The organism is Gordonia sp. AC31 (genome assembly GCF_031844505.1).
Classification (GTDB): Bacteria; Actinomycetota; Actinomycetes; order Mycobacteriales; family Mycobacteriaceae; genus Gordonia; species Gordonia hongkongensis.
Map to the genome: position 1 here is coordinate 160567 of NZ_JAUZVK010000009.1, position 22653 is coordinate 183219.

A 22653-nucleotide genomic window follows, 5' to 3' on the forward strand; every position below is an offset into this window, starting at 1 on the left:
CACTGATGCAATGGAATTCGTACAAAATGATGACAGAGCGCGCTGACCCCGGCTGTTAGCTTCGATGTTCTGAGAATCTCTCGGACTCGTCTCTAACCCATGAGTACGCGGAAGCGTCATGTGTGATGACCAGGCGAGTACATCTCCTAGGAGCGTGTCTGCTGATGGTTGAAGTCGACTACTACGAACTGCTCGGCGTCACCCGCACTGCGAGTGAGGCCGAGATCGAGCAGGCCTCGAAACGGGCGACCCGGCAGTGGACCAAACGCGCATCCTCGCCGAACATCGACGTGCGGCACGAGGCCGAGACGAAGATGAAGCGGCTACGTGAGTCCCGCGAAGTTCTTCTCGGCGGCGCGGACAAGCGCGCGGCGTACGATCGCGCGCTGGCGCAGGGTGTGGCGCCGGCGTCCGCACCGTCACGCCAGCCTGTAGGAGCGGGCGGCCAGGTCGACTGGGTTGCAACGGCCCGAGAGGCTCTGGCGAACAACGACTATCATTCCGCTGCTTACGCGGCGAAAGAGGCGACCACTGTGCTAGCCGGAAACGCCGAGTCCTGGAGCCTTCGGTCTCGTGCGAACCTCGGACTGGGCAGAGTGCAGGACGCCCTATTCGAGGCGCGGCACGCCACTGAGATCGAGATGAACAACGCCGAGTATCACTTCAATCTCGGCAACGTCCATGAGCAGCTCCGGGATTGGGTGGCAGCGCTGAAGGAGTATCAAGTGGCCACTCAACTCGATTCGCAGAACTTCGTCTATCCCCTCGCACAAGGCTCGGTGCTTCAGCAGAACGGGCTCCTCGACGAGGCCATCGACATGTACCGCCGAGTCTTCGCCCAGCACCAGACTGTCGATCCGGTGCGCTACTACCTCGGAATCGCCTTGCTGGAGAAAGCTGAGACAGTTCCGAAGCTGAAGGGAAACGGCCGTTACGCGGTGACCGCGGAGGAGGAGATCGCTCCGATGGTCGCACTCGCGTCCGAGGCGCAGCAGCTCTCTCGGGACCCGGAAATTCAGCAGGAGGCGGCGCGGATTCTCGAATACCTGCACAAGCAGAACGAGATGACGTGGTGCCTACCGACAACAGTGTCCGACGCTCCGTTCATGTGGCTGGGTGGTGTCGTGGGAGCGTTCCTGCTCGGGGTGGTGCTGATGGGCGTCTCCTCCGGCATCGGGGTACTGCTCATTCTCGCGTCACTGGCGGCTGTCGGACTGATCGTGTGGCAGTCCTACGTTCCGGGCTGGAAGAAGTCCAAGCGTAAGAACTCTCTCGCGCTGATGATTGGGCACCTGCAATGAGCAAGGTCATCGGAATCGATCTGGGTACAACGAATTCAGCGGTTGCGGTGCTGGCTGACGACGGCATCCCGACGATCATCCACAACCGCGAAGGCGACAACACGACTCCGTCCGCGGTCTTGTTCGACGACGGTGACGTCACCGTCGGAAAGCAGGCCAAGAACGCAGAGACGTCGATGCCCGGCAACGTCGTCCGCTACGTCAAACGTCACATGGGAAGCCCCGACTACAAGTTCATCCCTGACGGCGACTCGACCGAATACGGACCCGAGTTGATCTCGTCGTTCATCCTCAGATTCTTGGTCGACGATGCATCGGCCTATCTCGGCGAGAAGGTCGACGAGGTGGTCATCACCGTGCCGGCCTATTTCGGTGATGCCGAGCGAACCGCAACACGCCAGGCCGGAGAGATCGCAGGACTGAACGTTCTGCAGGTGATCAACGAACCCACCGCTGCAGCTCTGAGTTTCGGTCTCAAGGGCGGCTACAACGGAAGGGTCCTCGTCTATGACCTCGGCGGTGGCACCTTCGATGTGACGCTGATGGACATCTCGCACAACAACTTCACGGTCCTGGCGTCGGCAGGCGATCGCAACCTGGGCGGCTTCGACTTCGACAACGAGCTCATCAGGTTGACCGAAGCGAAGTATCGGGATCTCGGAGGCGAGCTGGATCCCGACGATGACAAACAACAGGCGCTCATCCGCGAGCAAGCCGAGGCGGCAAAGCACAGGTTGTCCACCAGCGACAAAGCGAAGATCCGGATCGGGACCGAGTCCATCACGATCATGCGTGAAGAATTCGATCGGGTCGTCGGCGACCTGGTGACCCGGACCCGCTACATCCTCGAGGATGTGATGGATCAATGCGGACTGTCCTACTCCGACGTCGACAAACTGTTGCTGGTCGGCGGATCCACTCGGATGAAGATCGTGGAGCGGTCGGTCAAGGAGTGGACCGGACTCGAGCCCGACAAGAGCGTTCATCCCGATGAGGCCGTCGCGCTGGGAGCGGCCATCGTTGCAGAGCTCCGCAACGCGGTAGAGACAGGTGAACCACCAGCGGTGCAGGCGTCCGTGTCCGACGTGGTCGCGCAGGGACTCGGCGTCGCGGTTCTGGCCGACGACGGATCGAAGATGCTGAACAGCCTTGTCGTCGTGCCGAACACGAGGGTGCCCAATCGGGTTGAAGCCAGCTCCTTCTCGACGGTGGGGGCGACGCGCCAGATCAACTTCCGGATCACCGAGGGTGACGAGAACGGAGCCGAACTCCAGTACGTGAAAGTGATCGGAGAGTCGCTACTCGCTCTCGACTATGACTTGCCTGCCAAGGCGCCGCTTCGGGTCGTGTTCGTCATCGGAGAGAACCAGACTGTCGAGGCGGAGCTCCATGACGCGGTGAGCGGTCGGCTGATCGGCCAGATGAACGTACAGCGAACGGCCAACCTCGATGCCATGGAAGTCCAGTCCCTCCGTAAACAAAGTCGAGAGATCGTGGTGCAGTGAGCTCCGCGGACAGCACCGGATGGGCCGCTGATCCGGTACGTGACCCGGCGCCTGCCGGTCCCGCCCGCACCGACGTCGGCGAGTTCACCGAGTGCGATCCGGTGTACCCGGATGTGGATGGGACCGATCGAGCCGCCTCGCGCGAGGGTGCGCCGACGGGAGAGGTGTCGGGTCGGCCGGCGGCAGCATGGTCCTCGGTCTCGAGCACAGTGGATTTCAGCGAATTGCACCTTCGGTTCGACCGGATGGAGAGTGCCATGGCGACTGCCTCCGGGGTCGTCGAGCGCAACTATGAGCAGTCGCTGATCGCCCTCCGAGATCGTGCCGCGGCCGCCGAGGTCGGGATGACGCAGACGTTGCTCCGTCCCATCGCGCGGCAGCTGGCGGCCTTGATCGATCGGGTCGAACTCGAGCAGGGACGTCGGCAGGTCGACCCATGGGCCCTGAGCGCCAGCGTGGTCGACGAATTGCACGACATTCTCGAGGACTTCGGCATCGAGACGATCGAGTGCCCACCGGGATCAGAGGTCGACAAGGCCAGACACCGAGTGGTCACGAGTCGAAGCCCGCGCGGGAGCTCGGACGACACACTGCGGATCGTCGAGCGGGTACGGCACGGGTACGAACTGTCGGGGTATGTGATCAGGCCGGCGGAGGTCGCGGCCGAATGGACACCGGAATGGGGTGACCCGACCTACCCTGGGTGACCACGCCGCCCGTCGGGTTGCGTGCATGTTGGCGCCTCCGAGGGACCGGTGCACCATGACAGAGCGCCCCGTCCGACAAGCCAGTCGGACGGGGCGCTCTGTTGTATCCGGCCGACTCGTCAGAGACAGCAACCTACAGAAGAAGCGGCATCCAGCAGGGTGGGGAAACGGCTCCTCGGTCACAACGACCAGGAGGAACCATGTATCAACTACCGACATCCACGCAACGGACTGCTGCGGCGGCAGGCCTCGACCACGCCATCGATGTCGCAGACCGCGTCGTCCGCCGGGTTCCGGCATACCGAGCCCATCTCCGGGCACACAGTTGCGATCCGCAGCGGATCATGACGAGAGACGATTTCGCTGCGCTGCCGATCACGACCAAGATCGACTACCTGGCTCCCCACGAGCTGGATGAACTGATGTGGGACGGTGACATCTCACGGGCACAGACATGGTCGGCGACATCTGGTTCGACCGGATCGCCGACATACTTCCCTCGCGACTCCCGGGCCGCTCGTGATGCTGCCGACTACTACGGGCGGATCTTCGAGGAGTGCTTCGATATCGGAGGGCACACGACCCTGGTTGTGGTCTGCTTCGCGATGGGGACCTGGATCGGCGGCACGTACAGCTATCAGGCCGCTCTCGGACTACACGAAGACGATCGTCGAATCACCGTGGCGACACCGGGAATCGATGTCGCGGCGGCGGTTGCGAGTCTGGTCGAACTGGGTCCACGCCACGAGAAGGTGATACTCGCGGGTTACCCCCCCCTGGTGAAAGACGTGCTCGACATGTTGCCCGCCGACGCACTCACCCAGGACCTGCACCTCCTGCTGGCCGGTGAAGGCATCACCGAGCGATGGCGCGACCACGTACTGGAACGCTTCGGTCGGCTTCACCGCCCGGAGCGGGTATGCCTGATGTACGGGACAGCTGAGGCAGGCGTGATGGGTCACGAGACACCGACGACCGTGACCGTCCGCCGGGCGGCATTCACTTCTGACAAATTGCGGCGGGAACTGTTCGGTCGCAACGCGACACCGTTGACCACGTTCGTCGAGGTCGACCCGATGCGCCGTTACACCGAGGTAGACGAGGACGGGTACCTCTTGTTCACGATCGACAGTGCCCTGCCCCTGGTGCGTTACCGGATCAATGACCAGGGTCGCGTCCTCACCGGCCTAGAACTCCAAGAGGTGCTGAAGATGAGTGGATTCGACGATCTGTCCACGATCGTCGATCCCGAAGGGTGCTTCGTGGTCCTGACCGGTCGGCCGGATGTGGCCACATCCTTCTATTCGTCGTCCATCTTCCCTGCGCAGCTGGCCTCGGCGTTCGACGCCGCGTCGGTCGCACGGTCGGTCACCGGGCGGTTCTGCGCGGACGGAAGTCCGGGGGACGATCACTGCCCGGTATTGCGCATCGACGTCGAGCTTTCGGCCGGAGCAACCACGCCGGAACCAGGTCTGGCCGAGAGACTGCGAAGTCTGTGTCTGGCAGCCCTACTGGACAACAACGACGAGTTCCGAACGCTGCGCAGTTCACACGGGGAGGAGCGGACCACTCCGGTGGTCAACGTGCACCCCTACGGAACCGGGCCCTTCCGACCCGGTGCAAAGCACACCTACACCTTGCGGGGTCGGCGATGATCGAGATCTTGGACCCACGGCTCGATTGCCGACGTCTGGAGGAGATCCGACGCGCCGGTACTCGTGTCGTCGATGCCTGGGCACACGCTTTCGACGAGTACTGCGCAATGGTGCGCCTCGATACGGAGCTGGAGCCGCTGGCGCACTGCGAACTCGAACGCCGGAGCCGTTATGTCTTCTATCCGTGGCGGGACGTGCTGGTCCGCCTGCCCGACGACGAGATCTTCCACCGAATCCGCACGTCCCGGAATCGGTTCCTCATCACCGACGAGGAGCAGGCGAGGTGGTCTGGCGCGACGATCGCAGTCGCCGGGTTGAGTGTGGGTGCGTCCCTGCTACACACATGCGCGCTGACGGGGGCTCGCAGCTTTCGCATCGGCGACCCAGATGTGCTCGGACCGTCGAATCTCAACCGGTTGAACGGGTCGGTGTGCGATCTCGGCGTGGCGAAAACGACTCTCGCGCAGAGGCGGTTACTCGAACTGGACCCATATACGACAGTCGAGACATTCGACCGAGGTGTCGGCCCCGATGACCTACAGCGCTTTCTGACGCCCCCCGGTGGCCCAGGTGCAGACGTTGTCCTCGAGGAGGTCGACGATCTGGCGATGAAGGTGGCGATTCGGCGCGCCGCGAGGGCGGCGGCGGTTCCGCTGATCATGGTCACCGACGATGGTGACGACGTCATCGTCGACGTGGAACGCTACGACCTGGAGCCCGACTATCCCGAGTTCCACGGGATGGCGGGCGATCTGGGGTCGTTGAGCGCCGACGAACTCTCCGACCCCGCCAACAAGATTCGCCTTGCCGGCGCGATCGTCGGACCCGACGTGTCACCTCGGGTGCACGATGCTCTCGGCGAGGTCGGCCGCTCGATCCCGTCATGGCCGCAGTTGGGCAGCGCAGCGACTCTTGCCGGCGCGGTCGGTGCCACCGTTGCTCGACGGATCGTCTGTGGGGGCCGGGTGCCTTCGGGACGGAGACACGTCCGCGCGGGTGATCTGGTGTGTTTATGAGATTCCTACTCCCGCCACCTACCGTGGCGCGAGGACATCAGCGTGGCCATGGCGCCGACACCAGCTCACGATGTAGCGCGCGTGCAGACCGCACCACCGGAAGACAGACGCCTGTGTTAGCGGCAGGCGTTCGTCGTGTTCGTTGCGGGCACGCATCATGGGACCTACGTAGTTGGACGCGACCTTGCTCGCGGTGTTGGCGGACACGCGCGCCACCTCCGCCAGGGTCGCGACGTCGGCCGCGTTGCCGGCGGCGATCGCCCCGGCCATGCGCGCCGCAGTGGTTCCGCGGCGTCCGTTGAACATCTCGAACAGGGATGGGCGCGAGCCCGACTCAGGCCGACTGGTGATCCGCTGGCCGTAGGCGACAGTCCGTAAGGACTCCACGAAGGTGTGCAGACCTGCGGACTTGGCCACCACACCGGAGACATCGGCACGTCGTCGTGCCTCGGCGAGATGGTCCTCCTCCATCGAGTGGCCTTGCGTGGCCAGCAGGACGGGCGCGAGACGATCCGACGTGCGCAGCCCCTCGATGACGTCGAGGCCGTCGAAAGTCCACTCGAGTTCGGCGTGGTTGAAGATGAGGTCTGCGCTGACGACATCGAAACGCACGCGTGCCGCGATCGCGTTGCGAAACTCATCGCGATCCCGGGCGACTGTCACCAAGGAGCCCTCGAACGTTGCCTTGAGCGGGTCTGCCACCACGTGCCCGAGTGGCGAGGCGATGAGGATGCGGAGTCCGGTCGTCACCCGCGTCATCTTGCCGTACTGGTCCGATTCATGCGCGATTCCACCTCCGCGTCGCTCTTCGGGGGCGGAATCCGTCCGAACCCAGCACGAAAATGTCGTCACTGTGGCTGATCGCTCGGCGGGATCACCTCACTCTTGACGGGTACCCGATATCCCGCCGACGCCCGCCGTACCCCTTCCCGAGGAGTGTTCATGACCACCGACATCAGCCACGATCTCGACGTCCCCATGCGCGAACTCACTGTGCGGCAGCCGATGGCGGTGATCGCCGAGCACGACCTGGGTGATGTCGCACTGATGGCACTCCTCGAGGACTTCGGTCATCGGGTGAGCATCATCGATGTCGATGCGGAGGCCGACATGCTGCCACCTTGCCCGGTCGCCGCCGTGATCGTCCGCAGTGAACGACGATTGGCGCGGCTGAGCGAGTTGGGCTGGTTCCGCGACTCGAGAATCATCGGAATCGGGGTTCGACCGGACCCGTCTACCGGTGTCGGGCTCCCCGATTCGGCGTTCTCGGCCGGTGTCCTCCGGCAGGTACTCGAGAAGATCGCCCCGTCCCGCACGCGTCGCCGAGTTCGACTCAGCGACCGGGAGTGTGAAGTCGTGTTGACCTATGTGCTCGGTGCGACGGTTCGGCAGACGGCGGCGCAGCACTACATCGCCGAGAGCACCGTCCGCACACACCTGCGCCGCGTCACCGAACGCTATGTCGAGGCCGGACACCAGGTGTCGAACAAGTCGCAGTTGCTCATCGAGTTGATGGCCGATGGCTGGATTGATCGCAACCAACTGCTCCGTCGCTGAGTGCCGGCGGGGATATCCGCCGCGTGGCGCAGGTGGCGCTGCCCAGAGTTGTTCGGGGCCTGCCGCGTCTGCGACATCAAGGAGCCGCCCGCCAGCACGAGCCGTGGACGGGGCATAGTCGGCCGGTGCTGAGGCAAGCAACGCAGGTGAGGCGTCCGGCAATGCTGTAACCGCCCGCCTGCCCCCGGCATGTAGGACAAACGTCCAGCAGTCGCGCGCATCGCTCGCACGCAGTCACCTCGGCCCTCTCTGTAATGTCGATGCCTGCGACGGTAGTCCGCGGATGGACGAAGTGGTCTCCTCCAAAACGATGAAGTTGCGGGTGCCTCGCCGGGAATGCGAACGCGTGGCGGGTAATCCGTACACTTACCGCAGACATCGACGAAGGAGCGCCGGAGTGAGCCGACTTGCGCCACCCGATATTTCCGGAGACCCCGGGCCTGGTGCCGACTTCCTGCCTGTGGTTCCGCCGGAAGGTATCGACCGAGTGGGATACATGTCGCAGTACCGGCGGGCGATACGGTCGCCGATTTCCGACATGCACACCCTGACAGGAGAATTGCACGGCTGGTGCGGCGCGCTCGGACGTAAGGCGTGGTTCGGTGAGCGATACTGCGCCACCAGCGCACTGATGGCGCGAAGTCGTCAAGTGCGAATCGCCGACGCCGAGACGATCGCGAACTTTGGGGAGGCGTGCCACGACGCTGTCGCGCCACTGAGTCGATACACCGCCGGATGGTTCACCAGCTTGGCTGACGTCACCCCGGTCGGGTTGCGTAAACCCATCGGCGTCGCGGTTCGTGAAGCGCGCCGCGCCGCGGCACGCAGTGTGCGCCGGAGCCTGGCCGCGACGCCGGCCGTTCACGAATCCTTCGCCACGGTGCGCGACTTCGCGCTCGGACCCGGCAAGCGAACCGATGCCGACGAGGTCATCGCATTGGACACGTTCGCCACTGCGATCGCGAAACTGGTCCACAGAGGATTCACCGGTGACCATGTACTGACCGACGCCGATCGTGCCGACCTCGCCGATCTGGGCGATCGAGTGATGACCGAATTCGGCGCGGTTCCTGACGAACCACTCTCGGACCGGCGCCGGGACGAGCTGCGCGGGGTCGCGGTGGAGTTCTTGAACCGGGTCATCGCGGAGCGCTTCGGGAACAGGGCGTTCGACCCGGATCACCTGGCCGAAGCGTACGAACGTGTGGTGACGACTTACGTGAATCGACTGCATGCGGGAAAGGCATTGGAGGGCACCGAGTTCTACCTACTCGTGCGTCTCGACGCGGTCCGGATCGATGAATGGCGGCGCGGCACGATTCGGCGCCGCCGCCAGACACACCTGGTGACCGGTGACGACCAGGGGAGCGCCCGCGCCGACGATCGGCTGGAGGACACGACCGCACCGTCAGACTCAGGTCCGGACGACCTTCTACGTGTCGCTGCGACGCTGATAGGCCAGGATCGCGCCAGTCGTGTCGACGGTGAGTTGTGTTGGGAGGCACGAACAGCGATGGCCCTGCTGACCGCAGGCCTCGATCTGGATGGGTCCCAGCAGGTTCTTCGGGAGACGATCTCGGGCCGTTGGCAAGCAGAACAGCCAGGTGACTCACGCAGCCAAGCGTCGTCGGCCGCCGAAATGACAGTGTTGTTGATGATGCAGACCGCTGTCACGCGAGCTCGTCGCGTCTTCGACGCACACCTCCGCCCGGAGGAGGCATCGTGAGTGGGACGGTGAGACACAGGCCGGACGGGAGCATGGAATGGCGAGCCGAGCACCCCGAAGCCATCCTGCCGATCACGGTGACCATCGGCGGTGTGGCCATCACCGTCGACGCCTTGCTGCCCGAAAGGCCGGTGGAGCTCACGGCGGAATCCGGCGAATCCCTGCGCCGGTTGACGAACGGCTTCGCCCTTCCGTCTTCTTTCGAAGAGCTGCTCGGTGCAAGCGACTCCGAGGCCGTGCCGGATCCGATCCTCGGCGACGAACTCGTCCGGCTCCTGACCGTGGCAGCTGTCGATGTCGTTCATCTCGGCGAGCTCGACGATGGGGTGTTGCTGCTCGACGCAGCCCATTCCCGGGCGCTCGTCGGAGATCCGATGACCGATTGGTACTACGCTCTTGCGGCATCGGTCCCGGGCCGTCTCGTCGACGAGATCGAATCGACGGATCAACTCGGCCCGATGGTCGACAGGTTGGCCGAGGTGATCGCAGCGGCGCCGACGGATTCCATGCCCGAAGATGAGCGCCGCGAGGCGCTGTCGCTGCTCAGCGCGCGCATTGATCGAGCTGATGCCGTATGGGACGTGTTTCAGGTGACGAGCGCCGGCGCCGAACTCGCCCTGGCATCCGAACTCGGTTCCATCTCCACAGTGACGATGGAGGTCGCCGACCTCGCATCGTTGCCTGCCCGCCTGCTGCGTTTCGACGGCCCGGAGGAGCCGGAGATCGAGGTGCACGAGAACGCGGACGGGTCGATCGAGATCTCGGCCGCGATTCGGTCGAGCGTCGACGCGGAATCAGTCACCGCCGAGGGGATATTCGCCGTCGCAGCCGACCGTTCCTCCGGAGAGATACTGGCGTTCGCACAGGCTGTCGCGGTGGACGGCCGGGTCGTCGCACGCATTGACGATCCGGATGGTTTTGTCGAGGGCGCACGATGTGCGTTTTTGGGGGCCGATGCCGACCTTTCGGCACTGCGACTCGATCCATTCGGCATGTCCGTCGCCCGGGTCGACCGTCACTGCCGCTACGCCTGGACTCGGTATCGGGCGGCTGGCGCCATCCGCGCCGGCCTGGGGGTGGTGGACGACGAGAGCCGGATAGCGGCCGCGGCGCAGATGGCGGATGCAGAACAAGTTGGTGCCGCCGAGGCGATCGATCAGGCCCGAATGCTCTTGCGACAGATGACGCGACGGTGGGGTGACACTGATCGGTCCGCGCTCGTGGCGTCCTATCGCGACATCCTGGTCTCTCTCGCAGCCAGATTCTCCGAACCACCGCCCAGCGATGGCGCGGCAGGCCCGACGCTCGCCGAACTGCACATGATCGGGCGGAGGTGAACCCGGCACCCGCGTCGGAGTTGCTGATCCGAGCTGTCGACGCGGACAGCACGTACGTGTCGTTCCGCTGGTTGGACAACCCGGACCATCCGATCGTGCATGCGATACCCGCATCCACCATGCGTCGCTTGCTGGCCCGGCTCGACTCCGCACTCATCACCACTGACGCCGACACCGAGATCGACCATCCCACTGGAGATGCCGAGGGCGATGCGGTCCGAAAGGCGTTGTCCGGTCAATTCACTCGGTACTGGAGCGAGTACACACTGAGTGAAGCGTTCGCGCGGGCCATCGTGCCTGCACAGATAATGACCGAGATAGGCGATCGGGCTAGGCACGGTCGGATCTCGATCCGCGTCACGCCGAGCAGGTCTCTGGCGAGGGTGCCGCTGGAGCTGCTCGTCATCGATGATGACCAGCGGCTGATCGAGCTCGCCGACGTCGTGTACGAACCGCCCGCGGCACTCCATCTGGGGCGGGCCCGGACCCCGGAGCCCTGGACAGGAGCGGTTCCGCAACGCCCGGTTCTGTATTTGGTGGATCCGAGGTTGCCGGCCGGATCTGGACTGAGGCAGGTGCTCGCCACCTCATCGTCGCGCGGCCTCGCGACAACAGGAGGCTCAACCAACGAGGGCCTCTTTCGAGACCGAATCGTTCGGCATCCGACGACCGATCTGTCGGGCATCGGGCGGGCCGTGAGCAGATGGGATCTGAGTGAAGAACTCAACGAATCGCGACCGAGTCGGCTGTTCTATTTCGGACATGTGAGTTCTACGGTTGACCAGCCCGGGTCTGCGGCCATCCACATGTACGACGACGAGCAGGTGTGGGGACTGGCCGCGTCGGTGAATCGAGCTCATCGACCGCTCACCGCACTGGATCTGCTGCTCGGTACCGCCAACCCCGAAGTCGGTCCCGAGGACGCTGATCCTGTGCGGGACAGGAGATCCGGGCATCAATGGTGGCCAATGCCTCCGCGAGTGGCGGTGATCGCATGTGAGGGTGGGGTCGACTATCGGAGCTCGGAGACCTTCGGACTGCTCGTCGCCATGTTCGGCGGGGGCGCCCAGATCGTCACCACAACACGCTGGACGTTGCCCTCAGACGCGGCTTTCGACAGGTTCGCCGGTGTGACCGCGGTTCCCGGTCCGACGACCGAACTGGCCCTGGCTGTGGACGACACGCACACGACGTCTGATCCTTCTGCCGCTCTGGCGGAATGGCAACGGACCAAACTGCAGCAGTGGCGTGACACGCCGGGACCAGCTACCTCACCACTCACCTGGGCTGCGGTTGGCACCCATGTCTGCGGGTATCGGCCCGTCACTGCGGGAGCGGCAAGTGCATCCCGAGGAAGGCCATCATCGTGACCGTGCCGGAGGACGGGCAGCACACAGAGGAATCGGATGAGGAATGGTCGAGACGCCTCGACGAACTAGATGAGCGGGCGCAACGGGCCGACGACGGCGGCAATCCGCGTGAGGTTGTCGAGGCCTACGTGGACCTCGCCGAACACCTTGCAGGCGTTGCCGATCACGATGTCGTGATCGAGTTGCTTCTCGTTGCACGCGAGGCCTGTCTCGAAGTCGATCCGGCGCGGGCCACCGAGCTTCTGCAAACCGTCGGTCTGCTCGCACACACCGCCGGTGACTTCGGATCCGCCTACGACGCGTTCGGAATCGCGTGTGAGGAGCTCTCAAGCGTCGCTGACCCGGAGCACTTCGCGAGCTCGCTGAACGACTTCGGCGCCATGTGCACACAGGTGGGCGAGTTCGACGAAGGAGAGGAGGTGCTCCGGATGGCCGAATCGATATATCTGGATCGCCGTCTTCTCCATGACGCTGCCGAAGTACGGCTGAACCTCGCGAACAACCTCTACCAGTCGGGCCGGGGCGCGGATGCGGAGCGGCTCCTCTCCGAACTCGTCGACTTCTTCGGACACGACTCGGTGCGCCAAGCGATGTGCCTGACGTCTCTGGCGGCGGTCCACGTGGAATCTGGTCGGGCTCATCTCGCACGACCGGCTTTCGAACGCGCGATCAAGATCTTCGAATCGGCCGGCGACGCAGAGCACGCTGCCGAGAGCCGGATGGGTTTGGCGCTGGTTCTACTCGGGTCGGGGGAAGTCGACCGCGGCGAGACACTACTCGCAGAGGTCATCGATTACTACGAGAGCATCGGGAAGCCCGATCGGGTTGCGATCTGCGAGTACAACCGCGCGAATGCTGCGACTGCCCGCCATGACTTCGCTGTCGCCGATGCCGCGTTCGACGCTGCGAGCAACGGGCTCGCGGCAGCGGGAATGCACCACCAGCTCGCCAAGCTGCAGTGGAATCGCGTCAAACGCCTCACGACCGAGGCCGCCCTCGACCCGCAGCGGCAGGCCATACTCGGCGCCGAAGCGGTCGACACCGCAGTTGCGTCCCTCATCGCGTCCGACTATGAGCGCTTCCAGTTCACGGACTCGTGGCGGCGTGCCAGGTGGCGCGACACGCTCGAACACCGGATGACGTGGACGTTCCTACTGGCCTACAAATTGGGTGCGACCACTGTCACTGCGGATCTCATCGACACGATGATCAACGCCGGGGTGTATGGCTTCTCGGGGACGCTGATGCCGGATGAACCGGTGGCACTGGACGTGTCGACCGGACCGCGAGCAGGCGCAGCCATGCAGGACGAACCACCGACGTCGCTCGTGCTCGGGCTCGCCGCCACGTTCCTGCGGACTGCCGAGTTGCCGATGGCGCCGCCACCCGCGTTGGTTGACGGGAACGGGCGTTTGCTCCTGGAACGTCAGCGCGCAATGGCTGCCGCACTGGATCCTGACCTCGCTGCAGTGCTGGAAACAGCACCGCGAGTGCAGATTTGGTAGAAAACTCGGACCATCGCCGCTACCTTCGATCACAGGGTCGAGGTCGATGATGGCGTGGGAGCAACTCGATCTTGTCCGACGTGACCTGCACACCATCGGTCGGTGTCAGAGCCTCGCTACTCCATTCATACGAATTTCGGCACTTACGTTGCCGCCCCCAAATCGCCCGCTTAGCATTGCAGTGCTGGTCCAAGCTATCCGCCAAAGAAGAACGGACACAACACATGACCACTGGCAAGAAGAAGCTCTCCGAGCTCGTCGGAAGCGCGGTCGACAGCGATTCCCTCCTGGCCGAGGCAGTTGAGCGGCTCAAGAGAGAGAAGGAGACCGACAGCGTCGAGTTCTTTCGTCACGGACAGTTCGGTTCGCACAACGCGTAGCGACTCGTGAAACTCTGGCCATACGACGGATCGTGCGATGCCACCACTTCGATAGCGGAGGGGTGGCGTCCCCATCCGATCAACGAGTTCATCTTCAAAATCCAAACGCGCTGCAATCTCAACTGCGACTACTGCTACGTGTACAACCTCGGTGATGATTCGTGGAAACAAGCACCCGCGGAACTCAGTGACGAACTGGTGGATGCGGCGGCGGCTCGGATTCGTTCGCACGCAATGCGACACGGCCTGCCGTCCGTGGCAGTGTCCATACACGGTGGTGAACCGTTACTACGCGGGATCAGCAGAATAGAGAACTTTGTCGGGCGCATGAAGTCCGGTCTCGCGCCGGTCCACGTGGAGATCTCGATGCAGACCAACGCCACCCTGGTGACCGAGCAGGTCGCTGCTCGATTGGCTGAACTCGATATCCACGTCGGGGTTAGCCTCGATGGTGGAGAGAAGTCGAACTCCCACAGGTTGGACCTCGGGGGGAAGTCGTCCTTCGCGCGTGTTGTACGCGGGATCTCGAATCTTTCGCGGTTCCCGGGCCTCGTTCAGGGGGCTCTCGCGGTGATCGATCTCGAGAACGACCCCGCCGACGTGTACGGCACGATCAAGGATCTCGGATTCACCAGCCTTGACGTGCTGCTTCCACATGGGACATGGGAAGCGCTACCGGTACGAAAGAACCCGGACCGTCGACTCGACGCATACGCGCCGTACGGGGACTGGCTGATCGAGTTGTACCGTGTGTGGTCCACCGATGAGTCACGGATACGGTTGCGTCTGTTCGATGACATCATTCACCTCCTACTCGGCGGGGAGTACTCGTTCGAATCCCTGGGCCTGGCACCGGCCCAACTCGTGACGATCGAATCCAACGGCGACATCGAACTGGTCGACAGCATCGGCTTCACCTACGACGGCGCGGCCGCCACCGGTGCGAATGTCATGACCCATGAACTCGACGAGGTCCTGACCCATCCCGGCGTAGTCTGCCGACAGATCGGGGCGCGAGCCCTGCCGGAGGTGTGCCGAAGCTGCCCCGTTCTCGAGGTGTGCGGTGGAGGTCTCATCTCCCATCGATGGGACTTGTTGAACGGCTTCAAGAACCAGACTGTCTATTGCTCGGACATGAAGAAGATCATCGACCACATCGACACTGATGTACGTGGGCGAGTGGAGCGGGCGGACACCGCCGGCGTCGGAGCCGCGGGGTGAACTCATCGAGTCCGCAAGCAACGGATGAGGTCGACGAATTCGGTCCCGATGATCGAGTCGTGGACGCGCTTGGCATCCCCAGCGCTCTGGTGAAGTCGGCCCTCGACGAGGGAATCGCGGCGCATGACTTCTGGGCTGTGATGACGGTGGTCGGCACATCGCAGATGCGACCCGACAACGACGCGGCGTTGATCCGCGATCTCATCGACTCCTGCGGGGGTGTCGACGGCAAACGCGTCGCGGACCTGGGGAGTGGCTGCGGGAGGTACGCGGCCGAGATCCACCGGCGCGGTGCGAGCGAAGTGGTCGGATTCGAGACATCCGGCACGCTCAGGCGGATCTCGAGAGCATTGCATCCGGCGGTACGTGTCGTAGGCGACTCGCTCAGCGACATCGGGGTGAGAGGCGCATTCGACGTGGTTGTCGCGTTGTCGCACATCCTGTTCATCAACGAGTCGCATGACGGGTTGCGGTCTGATCTCCGGAACATCCGGAGTGCGATGCCGGACTTCGGTGTCATTGTGGTGGAGCAGTTCTCGATCACCGCTGGGGAGAGGGTCTGGGCAGCGGTCGAAGGGACATCGATCACCGAACAATGCCACCTCGCTGATGAATCTTTGGTCCACCGGTTCGTGGTACGACGGGACGGCACAGCGATATTCGAGGAACAGATGAAATCGCTGCTTCTGACGGACGACGAGTTCGAGGAGATCGCACGGGACGCCGGCTTCCTGGTGAGTGCACGTCGCTCCGATGTGACGTCTTCCGGTGAGAAGTCGGAGTTATGGGTCCTGCGCGCGCAGAAAGGATTCAACTACCTCAGTGACATCGATTCCTTCCTGGAATCGTGGTTGGAGGGAGATCACGAGCGAAACAGATTGTCGCGTTCGCTCGTGGCCGACGCCGACGGGCGTGTGCGTCCCGAAGGGACGTTCGCATGGGGCCAAGGAGCCTCGGTCTCCCGGAACCATCCGGAGTTTCTAGAGTGCTTGGAGCCTGCGGTCACTAGCCTTGTTGTCGAACTGGTCACCGAGTGGAATCTGGTCACGTACTCCAGTTGCGACGGCCATCGAGTCTCGCGTGAGCCGTGCGAGGACTACACAGAATGCTACGTAGGTGTGGTCAGCTTCAGCGACGTTCACGAGCAGGCGTTGGTCAAGCTCTTTGAGACCGTATGTGCCGAGTTGGCGACCGATACCGCGCACCCCAGAGTTCGACAGCGTCCACTACTCGGCCCGCGTAGCAAGCATCCGGCCGTGGATCTACTGATCAACCGGCGCGGGCCGCATGTCACGTGGGCGAACTATCAGGTGGAGCGAGATCGACTTGTACACAGCATTGTTCAGCGTCTGAGAAGGATGCGACTTGAGAACTGACCGAGCGAGTGACGACATCTGGACCGAACTCGCTGACCTCGACGTCCGTCCAGAGCGGGCTTTGGGTGTGCTCGACCTCCTGAGCGGACGGATTCGCGGGTCATTCCGCACTCTCGCCCAGAGTCTCGAGGTTCCGTTCCCGGAGCTGTCGAGAACGATCTTCGAGGTACTCGAGATGGCGCCGCACGTGGTCGGCTACGGCGCGGGGTACATCTGGATGACATCGGTTCACAGTGCGATACGAGTAGACGACACAAACCGGTTCGAGGAGCTCGCAGCCGATTTTGAGCGATTCCGGGCGGCAGCCGCTGTGCTCTCGGGTAGCTCGTATGTTGCCGATGGCTTCCGCACCGACCTGCTCTCACGCGGTGCCGAGGGCGGGCCGGTGGTTTCCCTACCGTCTATCGGCGCCTTCGAACTGAACTCCGATTCGGGGCTCCGTATAGAGTCCGGCATTGTGCACGGGGAGTATCGGTCCGGACCGAGAACCGGCGGCCTGCGAGTCGACGCCTTCGAGAGTGCGTACCGGCTTCCCCGTTCGAAGTCGCTGTTCGATCTCGCACCCGAGGGTTGTTGGGAGACTGCGCACGAGGAGATCATTGCGGCAGCCGACATGGCGCACCAACTTGTTCCGACGCTTATGGATCGCTATCAGGCTGATGTCGTTCCGCTGAAGCGTGGGGAGCACACCTCGAACGCGGGTACGGATGAAGCCGCGCCCTTCGTGCTGTACTCGTCCTTTCGACGGACTCCGGTGGACTTGGTGGCCTGCCTCGCGCACGAGGAAGCGCATGCACTGATGAATGCGGCCGAGAAGATCCTCGGCGGAGTGCTTCCGGAGTCCGAGCTGACGATGCCTGTCCCGTGGAAACCGGGTGTGACCCGCACCCTGTCCGATGTCATCCACGGGCTCATCTCGTTCGGGCGAGCCGCCCAGGTCCGTGGGCGGGCCCTTTCGCTCGGCGTGTCCGATGAGCAGAACGAGGAAGCACGCGAACGGGAATCCCGATGGGTGCGTGAGGTCACAGCCGGCCTGGAGAACGGTGTGCTGGGTCCGCTGTCCGACGAACTCCGATCGTGGCTCGGACAGAATGTAGAAAGACTTGAGCCCGCACCACCGGAAGCCCGCGACGGCCGAGATGTGGTGGCGGTGGCAGGTGACTCGACCGACGCATGTCCGTGGGTGCTCTATCGATCGACGGGTACCAGGAACGCAGCGGCGGAACAGTATCCGGAGCTGAGTCAGGGCGAATGGCTTCGCGGATCGGGTGCATTCGGCGATCAAGATCGGCGGGATCTGGAGGTTGTTGTCAAGTCCCGGCTCGACACTGTTCTCACGCAGGAGATTCCCGAGCTCATACAGAGTCGATTCGGCACCAACGTCGTCCTGGAGGCCGTCAAAGCCCACCGGCTGCGGGAGGGCGATTCGATTCGCAATCACTCCGACCATGACGATCGAGCAGGTTCGTCGTCGACCGGGTCCTACCGTGCGGTGCTCGGCTGCACCGTGGCGCCGACGGCCGGCGGCGAACTACGGTTCACCGACGGTGATCGGGAGGCCTTCGTGGGACTTCCGCTGCGGTTCGGTGATGCGCTGATCATGAACATAGATGTGCCCGGAGGCCACGAAGTGACGAAAGTAAGCTCGAACACGTTCCGTTACACCATCATCGCCACCTACCGGCGGGATGGAGATGCCTGATCCCCGCGATCGGAGGGCGAAGCTCGTCGTTGCCGACCTCCGGCCCAAGGTGATCATCTGGGATATCGACGGCACCCTTTGGGACGGCGTGATCGACGACAGCGTTGCGGGGGAACTTCGTCAGGGAGCTCAGCTGGTGCCGGCTTTGACCGAGCGAGGGCTGGTCAACTCGATCTGCTCGTACAACGAGACCGCGAAGGCCCGCCGGTGGCTTGAACAGCACGGGCTTGCCGACTACATCGTGTTCGAACAGATATCGTGGGAGGACAAAGCATCGGCGATCCGCCGAATGCTCGCATTCTTCAATGTCGCAGCCGAGTCGGTGGTCGTGGTCGACGATGATCTGCGGGTGCGCGAACGTCTTGCGGCCGATCTGGGCGTGACGACGCTGGCTCCCAACGACATTGAGACGGCTGATCTCGATTCATGGGGAGACGAATCGAGCGGTACCGAACGACTCGGACACTACCGTGTGCTGGAGCGCAGATGGAAGACACTCGAATCCCACCGGGCCAACTCACCTGGGAACGACCTCGTCCCGTTCCTGCGGGACAGTCGAATCACCGTCACTCCGGTTGACGTAGTGGCCAACAGCGGACGAATCGCTGAACTCTCGCAACGCAGCAACCGGCTCAACCTCACATCGAGTCGGATCGACCCGGAGGCCGTCGAAGAGCTAAGTCGCGATGGGGGACTCGTGTCCCGGGCCTTCCGCGTGGCCGACAGGTTCGGCGACTACGGACTGTGTGGATACCTGGTGGTGGAACCGAGTGTGTCGGTGAAGCACCTGCTCTGGTCATGCCGGGTGGTCAACCAAGGAGTTGTCGAGGCTGTCGCCGACAGGATTCGCACCGAGTTCGGGGTGACAGTCGATCACCCGGCCCTGATTGAGTTCGGCCGAGAGGTCGACTGGATCTCGGGTGTCGACGAGTTCTTCGGGCCTTGTTCGTCCATCGTGGAGCCTGCGGAGGCCGACCATCCGCCACCGGTCCTGAGTCAGGTCTGTCTCGTCGGTGGTTGCGACATGGATCTTGTGGCCGCGATGTGGCCACCCAGCGAGCATCTGGACGTTCTCGTCAGTGGGCTGACCAGTGCCGACGGTGTGCAGCAATACGGTCAGAGCAGCCTGCCGCTACTCGTGGGTGCAGCCGCGTACGGTGAAGAGTCGTTGAGAGTCAAGCAGATACCCTGGATCGGAGCGATCCCCTCGGTCGGCGACTGGGCCGAGGCAGATCTCGTCGTGATCAGTTTGTGGGTCGACTACAGCTGTAGCACCATTCGGCATCCGGAGGATCCCGACGAAGTGTGCGCGCCGGAGTACATCCGGTTGACTGCGTACAGCGACGACGCCGAATGGGGCCACTGGTTGGGCCAGTCAATGTGTAGGACAACATATCTCGGCGAGTTTATGCATGGGCCAGCGCTGACTGCCAGTGAACTGACGGGATACGTCGCGAAGTTGGCAGAGCTCTGCTCCGACACCACTGTCGCTCTGATCGGTGGTCCTGAGCTGTGCCGGGATGTCAGCTATCCATCGGGTGATGACCAGTACCGTCGCAATAAGACACTGAACGAAGCCGTGGCGGCTGAGGTGCGTAAGCATTCGAACCTGGTTTTTGTCGATATGAGTGCGATGGTGGACGGCGTCGGTCAACTCGCCTCGCCCGATGATCCGACCGGCTTCCACTATCGCCGTGATGTGTATGCGCGGATGGCAATCGAGCTTTCAGAGTTGCATGGGGAAGCGAGGGCCCGAGCGTACCGATCGCTTCTGGAGGCAGCGGAGACCGCGTTGTGAAGGTCGTGGGCGTGGGTCCGCGAGATGACTTCTACTGTCATGTGAACGGTGATTGGATCGATCAGCACGTGATGCCGCCGAACGTGTCGATCGACGGATCATTCAGGGACGCATGGAGAATGGCCGAGAGTCGTGTGCGAGATACCATCGCGTGCGAGCTGAAGGACACGCCTGTCTTCACATTCTGGTCCGCAGCGATGAGTGCATCGGATCCGTTGGTCGATCCGCACATCGTGTGCGCCGAGGAGCTGCAGGTTGTATCCACCCTGCGGGAGCCGTCCGACCTTCCCCGTGTGCTCGCCGAGCTCTACGAGATGGGTGTGACCGCCGCGCTGGAACTCACGGTCCGAACGGAACCAATTCTCGAATCGGGGGAAAAGCCAAATCGTCTGATCGTGAGGACGGTTCCCGGCGAGACGGACGACCGTGGGTCGGGCCCGGGCGTAGCGCAGAACCAGTTTACTTGTGATGACACACAGGCAAGTGCCCTCTCGCTCGACCTCGCTCACGCATGCCGGACCCGGAGTGCGGACCGAACTGAGAGGGTTTCTGTCCTCGACCTCTGCGATCGAGCCCCGTGTTTCGACTGGACCGGATGGCTCGACATCCAGGGCGTCGCATTGACCGAACAACTGAACGTGCAGGTCGTGGACGTCGAAGCGGTGGAGACAGTGGCGAACGCACTCACCGCGCACCCGCTCGCCGCCGTTCGGGAGTGGTTGCGATCACGAGTGATCCGGTGCCGCTACGGTCAACTGCGGGGTGGCGATAGCCCCGATGCACGACTGCTCGCCTGTCAACGGCTGACGGAACGCTTCTACGCCAAGGAGATTCTGGAGAGGTATCGACAACGTTTCGTCACTGAATCCCGAGTCGAGCAGGCGATGTCGATCGCGCTCGATGTCCGGAATGCTCTCCTGGAAATTCTCTGTCATCTTCCGCTCTCAGACGGTGGCCGACGCCATCTGGCCGAACAGATCGAGCGGGTCACCATCCGAGTCGGTCTCCCGGAGGCGAGACCGGTTGCCGCGGAGTTTCGGTGTTCGGACAACCCGTATGAGAATGTGCGCAACGCATTTCGAACTGAAGCTGCCGCCGTGCGAGCAACTCGGCATTGGCGGGAAGCCGCCGCCTGGGACCCGGCGAGGGCGTACAGCGCAACAGGGTATTACCACCGGGGTCGCGGGGAACTCCTGCTTCCGTGGGGCTTGCTCGACGAACCCTTCCTCGCCGACAACGGTGCGCCGGGCGCCAGCTTTGGGACGTTCGGTTGCATAGTCGGACACGAACTCGCCCATTCGATCGACCTTCACACCGAGGTCGACTTCGGAGATGACTCGCAATCAACGATGACGGTGTCAGACCTCCGGCGGGTGGCCGCCTGGCTGCACAGTCTGATCGACCAGAGTGACAAGGCGTTCTTTGATCCGATGTCCCGGCTGGAGTACGCAATCGACGCCGGTCGCGCACTCAACGAGGTCTTTTGTGACCACCTCGGGGTGTGGGCTGCGGCGGTCGCAACGAGTCATGCATCGCCTGGGCAGCAGGCGATGCGTGAGTTCTTCCGGGGCTACGCCACCATGATGCGTTCAGTCGCGACCGATGTCGAACGCGATGATCGCCTCTCCTACGATCCCCATCCCCCGGCTGAGGTCAGATGCAACTGGGTTCTTCGAAATCTGGACTACTTTCACGATGCCCACGCCACCACCAGCGGAGACCGGATGTGGGTCGAGCCGGCCCGTCGGCTGTGTCGGATACTCGAGGAGATGCCCGGTGAGTCGGGCTGACGTGTCGACCGATTCGTTCGCGTCCCTCGTCTCCGACGACGAGGTGTTACGCCATTTGTTGGAGGGAAGCGGGATCTCCTTGCCAGAGAGCGGATCGGAGATGTTGCAGGCATGGGAGTACAGCAGGCGATTCCTCGCCGGACTCATTCCGCGGCCCGGCACGCTGCTGGATTACGGCTGCGCCAACGGGTTTCTCCTCAAATGCCTTCAGAATTGGTCCCCGCACGACATCGTCCCTTTCGGCGTCGATATCGATGCCGCCCGTCTCCGGGAGGCGCGTCGGATCTTCTCAGAGGTTCCGGAGAACTTTGGTCTGGTCGGCCAGAGCGATGTGGTGGGTGAGGGGTTCCCCCGCCAGTTCGATCTGGTCTATTGGGCAGTCGGTGACAACATCGACTTCGCTGAAGCCGCGAACCAGCGGTGGCTGCGGAGCGTCCACGCGCTCACCGCTCCGGGCGGAAGATTTGTGATGGGGTTCTACGAATCGCCGACGGCGAATCGCGCCAAATTAGATGCCTTGTCGACGTGTGGTTTCCGCTTCCAGAGTGTGGTTCAGAATCCGCAGTCACCGGATGAACTCGCCATTTGGATCGACGTTTCACAGTGAGTGTGCACTCGGGCTCACCACCTGTGGGAACCCGGATGCCCGCCGGGGGTGGTTCGCGACGAGCAGATGAGAAACGTCCCCGTGCGGCCGGAACTCCGGC

The 22653-nt window shown here is 63.2% G+C and carries 18 protein-coding genes; 17 read left to right on the forward strand and 1 reads right to left on the reverse strand.

Features of this window, described 5'->3' with window-relative positions; all coding sequences use genetic code 11:
- Positions 1 to 164 precede the first annotated feature (164 nt).
- The 5 genes from Q9R39_RS13220 to Q9R39_RS13240 all read left to right on the forward strand — a co-directional run bounded on the left by Q9R39_RS13220 (position 165) and on the right by Q9R39_RS13240 (position 6184).
- The gene (locus Q9R39_RS13220) at positions 165 to 1301 is read left to right on the forward strand and encodes a tetratricopeptide repeat protein (protein ID WP_137810165.1); all 1137 of its coding nucleotides are present in this window, start codon (positions 165 to 167) and stop codon (positions 1299 to 1301) included.
- Positions 1298 to 2806 (forward strand): Hsp70 family protein, encoded by a 1509-nt coding sequence (locus tag Q9R39_RS13225; protein ID WP_137810164.1) that lies wholly within the window; start codon positions 1298 to 1300, stop codon positions 2804 to 2806. Before Q9R39_RS13220 ends, Q9R39_RS13225 begins: the two co-directional genes overlap by 4 nt.
- A complete protein-coding gene (gene grpE, locus Q9R39_RS13230; RefSeq protein WP_254859618.1) occupies positions 2803 to 3513 on the forward strand; it encodes a nucleotide exchange factor GrpE in 711 nt (236 codons plus the stop codon). The genes Q9R39_RS13225 and grpE overlap by 4 nt, the downstream gene beginning before the upstream one ends.
- A 344-nt stretch (positions 3514 to 3857) precedes the next feature.
- Positions 3858 to 5168, forward strand: coding sequence for a hypothetical protein (locus Q9R39_RS13235; RefSeq protein WP_240199001.1), 1311 nt, complete (start codon positions 3858 to 3860; stop codon positions 5166 to 5168).
- Entirely contained in the window at positions 5165 to 6184 is a 1020-nt protein-coding gene (locus Q9R39_RS13240) for a ThiF family adenylyltransferase (protein WP_078112516.1), read from the forward strand. Before Q9R39_RS13235 ends, Q9R39_RS13240 begins: the two co-directional genes overlap by 4 nt.
- Positions 6185 to 6202: 18 nt before the next feature.
- Here Q9R39_RS13240 and Q9R39_RS13245 read toward each other — a convergent pair whose 3' ends face one another.
- A complete protein-coding gene (locus Q9R39_RS13245; RefSeq protein ID WP_249356286.1) occupies positions 6203 to 6934 on the reverse strand; it encodes a response regulator in 732 nt (243 codons plus the stop codon).
- Between the two features lie 192 nt (positions 6935 to 7126).
- Here Q9R39_RS13245 and Q9R39_RS13250 point away from each other — a divergent pair, with 192 nt between their 5' ends.
- The 12 genes from Q9R39_RS13250 (at position 7127) to Q9R39_RS13305 (ending at position 22553) form a co-directional block, all read left to right on the forward strand.
- Positions 7127 to 7741: a LuxR C-terminal-related transcriptional regulator gene (locus tag Q9R39_RS13250; protein ID WP_078112622.1), complete on the forward strand. Its 615-nt coding sequence runs from the start codon at positions 7127 to 7129 to the stop codon at positions 7739 to 7741.
- Positions 7742 to 8279: 538 nt separating this feature from the next.
- Positions 8280 to 9467 (forward strand): hypothetical protein, encoded by a 1188-nt coding sequence (locus tag Q9R39_RS13255; protein ID WP_137810162.1) that lies wholly within the window; start codon positions 8280 to 8282, stop codon positions 9465 to 9467.
- A gap of 92 nt (positions 9468 to 9559) precedes the next feature.
- Positions 9560 to 10804, forward strand: coding sequence for a hypothetical protein (locus Q9R39_RS13260; protein ID WP_137810161.1), 1245 nt, complete (start codon positions 9560 to 9562; stop codon positions 10802 to 10804).
- Positions 10801 to 12174 (forward strand): CHAT domain-containing protein, encoded by a 1374-nt coding sequence (locus Q9R39_RS13265; protein ID WP_078112520.1) that lies wholly within the window; start codon positions 10801 to 10803, stop codon positions 12172 to 12174. The genes Q9R39_RS13260 and Q9R39_RS13265 overlap by 4 nt, the downstream gene beginning before the upstream one ends.
- The gene (locus Q9R39_RS13270) at positions 12171 to 13679 is read left to right on the forward strand and encodes a tetratricopeptide repeat protein (protein WP_311277615.1); all 1509 of its coding nucleotides are present in this window, start codon (positions 12171 to 12173) and stop codon (positions 13677 to 13679) included. The genes Q9R39_RS13265 and Q9R39_RS13270 overlap by 4 nt, the downstream gene beginning before the upstream one ends.
- A gap of 224 nt (positions 13680 to 13903) precedes the next feature.
- Positions 13904 to 14059, forward strand: coding sequence for a hypothetical protein (locus tag Q9R39_RS13275; protein ID WP_171011647.1), 156 nt, complete (start codon positions 13904 to 13906; stop codon positions 14057 to 14059).
- Positions 14060 to 14065: 6 nt separating this feature from the next.
- A complete protein-coding gene (locus Q9R39_RS13280) occupies positions 14066 to 15280 on the forward strand; it encodes an FxsB family cyclophane-forming radical SAM/SPASM peptide maturase (protein ID WP_078112522.1) in 1215 nt (404 codons plus the stop codon).
- Between the two features lie 59 nt (positions 15281 to 15339).
- Positions 15340 to 16656, forward strand: a complete 1317-nt coding sequence (locus tag Q9R39_RS13285) for a hypothetical protein (protein WP_078112523.1) — start codon at positions 15340 to 15342, stop codon at positions 16654 to 16656.
- Positions 16646 to 18358: a 2OG-Fe(II) oxygenase gene (locus tag Q9R39_RS13290; protein ID WP_137810159.1), complete on the forward strand. Its 1713-nt coding sequence runs from the start codon at positions 16646 to 16648 to the stop codon at positions 18356 to 18358. Before Q9R39_RS13285 ends, Q9R39_RS13290 begins: the two co-directional genes overlap by 11 nt.
- Complete coding sequence (locus Q9R39_RS13295; RefSeq protein WP_137810158.1) at positions 18351 to 20156, forward strand: hypothetical protein; 1806 nt, start codon at positions 18351 to 18353, stop codon at positions 20154 to 20156. The genes Q9R39_RS13290 and Q9R39_RS13295 overlap by 8 nt, the downstream gene beginning before the upstream one ends.
- Positions 20157 to 20275: 119 nt before the next feature.
- Complete coding sequence (locus tag Q9R39_RS13300) at positions 20276 to 21946, forward strand: M13-type metalloendopeptidase (RefSeq protein ID WP_311277616.1); 1671 nt, start codon at positions 20276 to 20278, stop codon at positions 21944 to 21946.
- Complete coding sequence (locus Q9R39_RS13305) at positions 21933 to 22553, forward strand: bifunctional 2-polyprenyl-6-hydroxyphenol methylase/3-demethylubiquinol 3-O-methyltransferase UbiG (RefSeq protein WP_171011644.1); 621 nt, start codon at positions 21933 to 21935, stop codon at positions 22551 to 22553. The genes Q9R39_RS13300 and Q9R39_RS13305 overlap by 14 nt, the downstream gene beginning before the upstream one ends.
- Positions 22554 to 22653 lie beyond the last annotated feature (100 nt).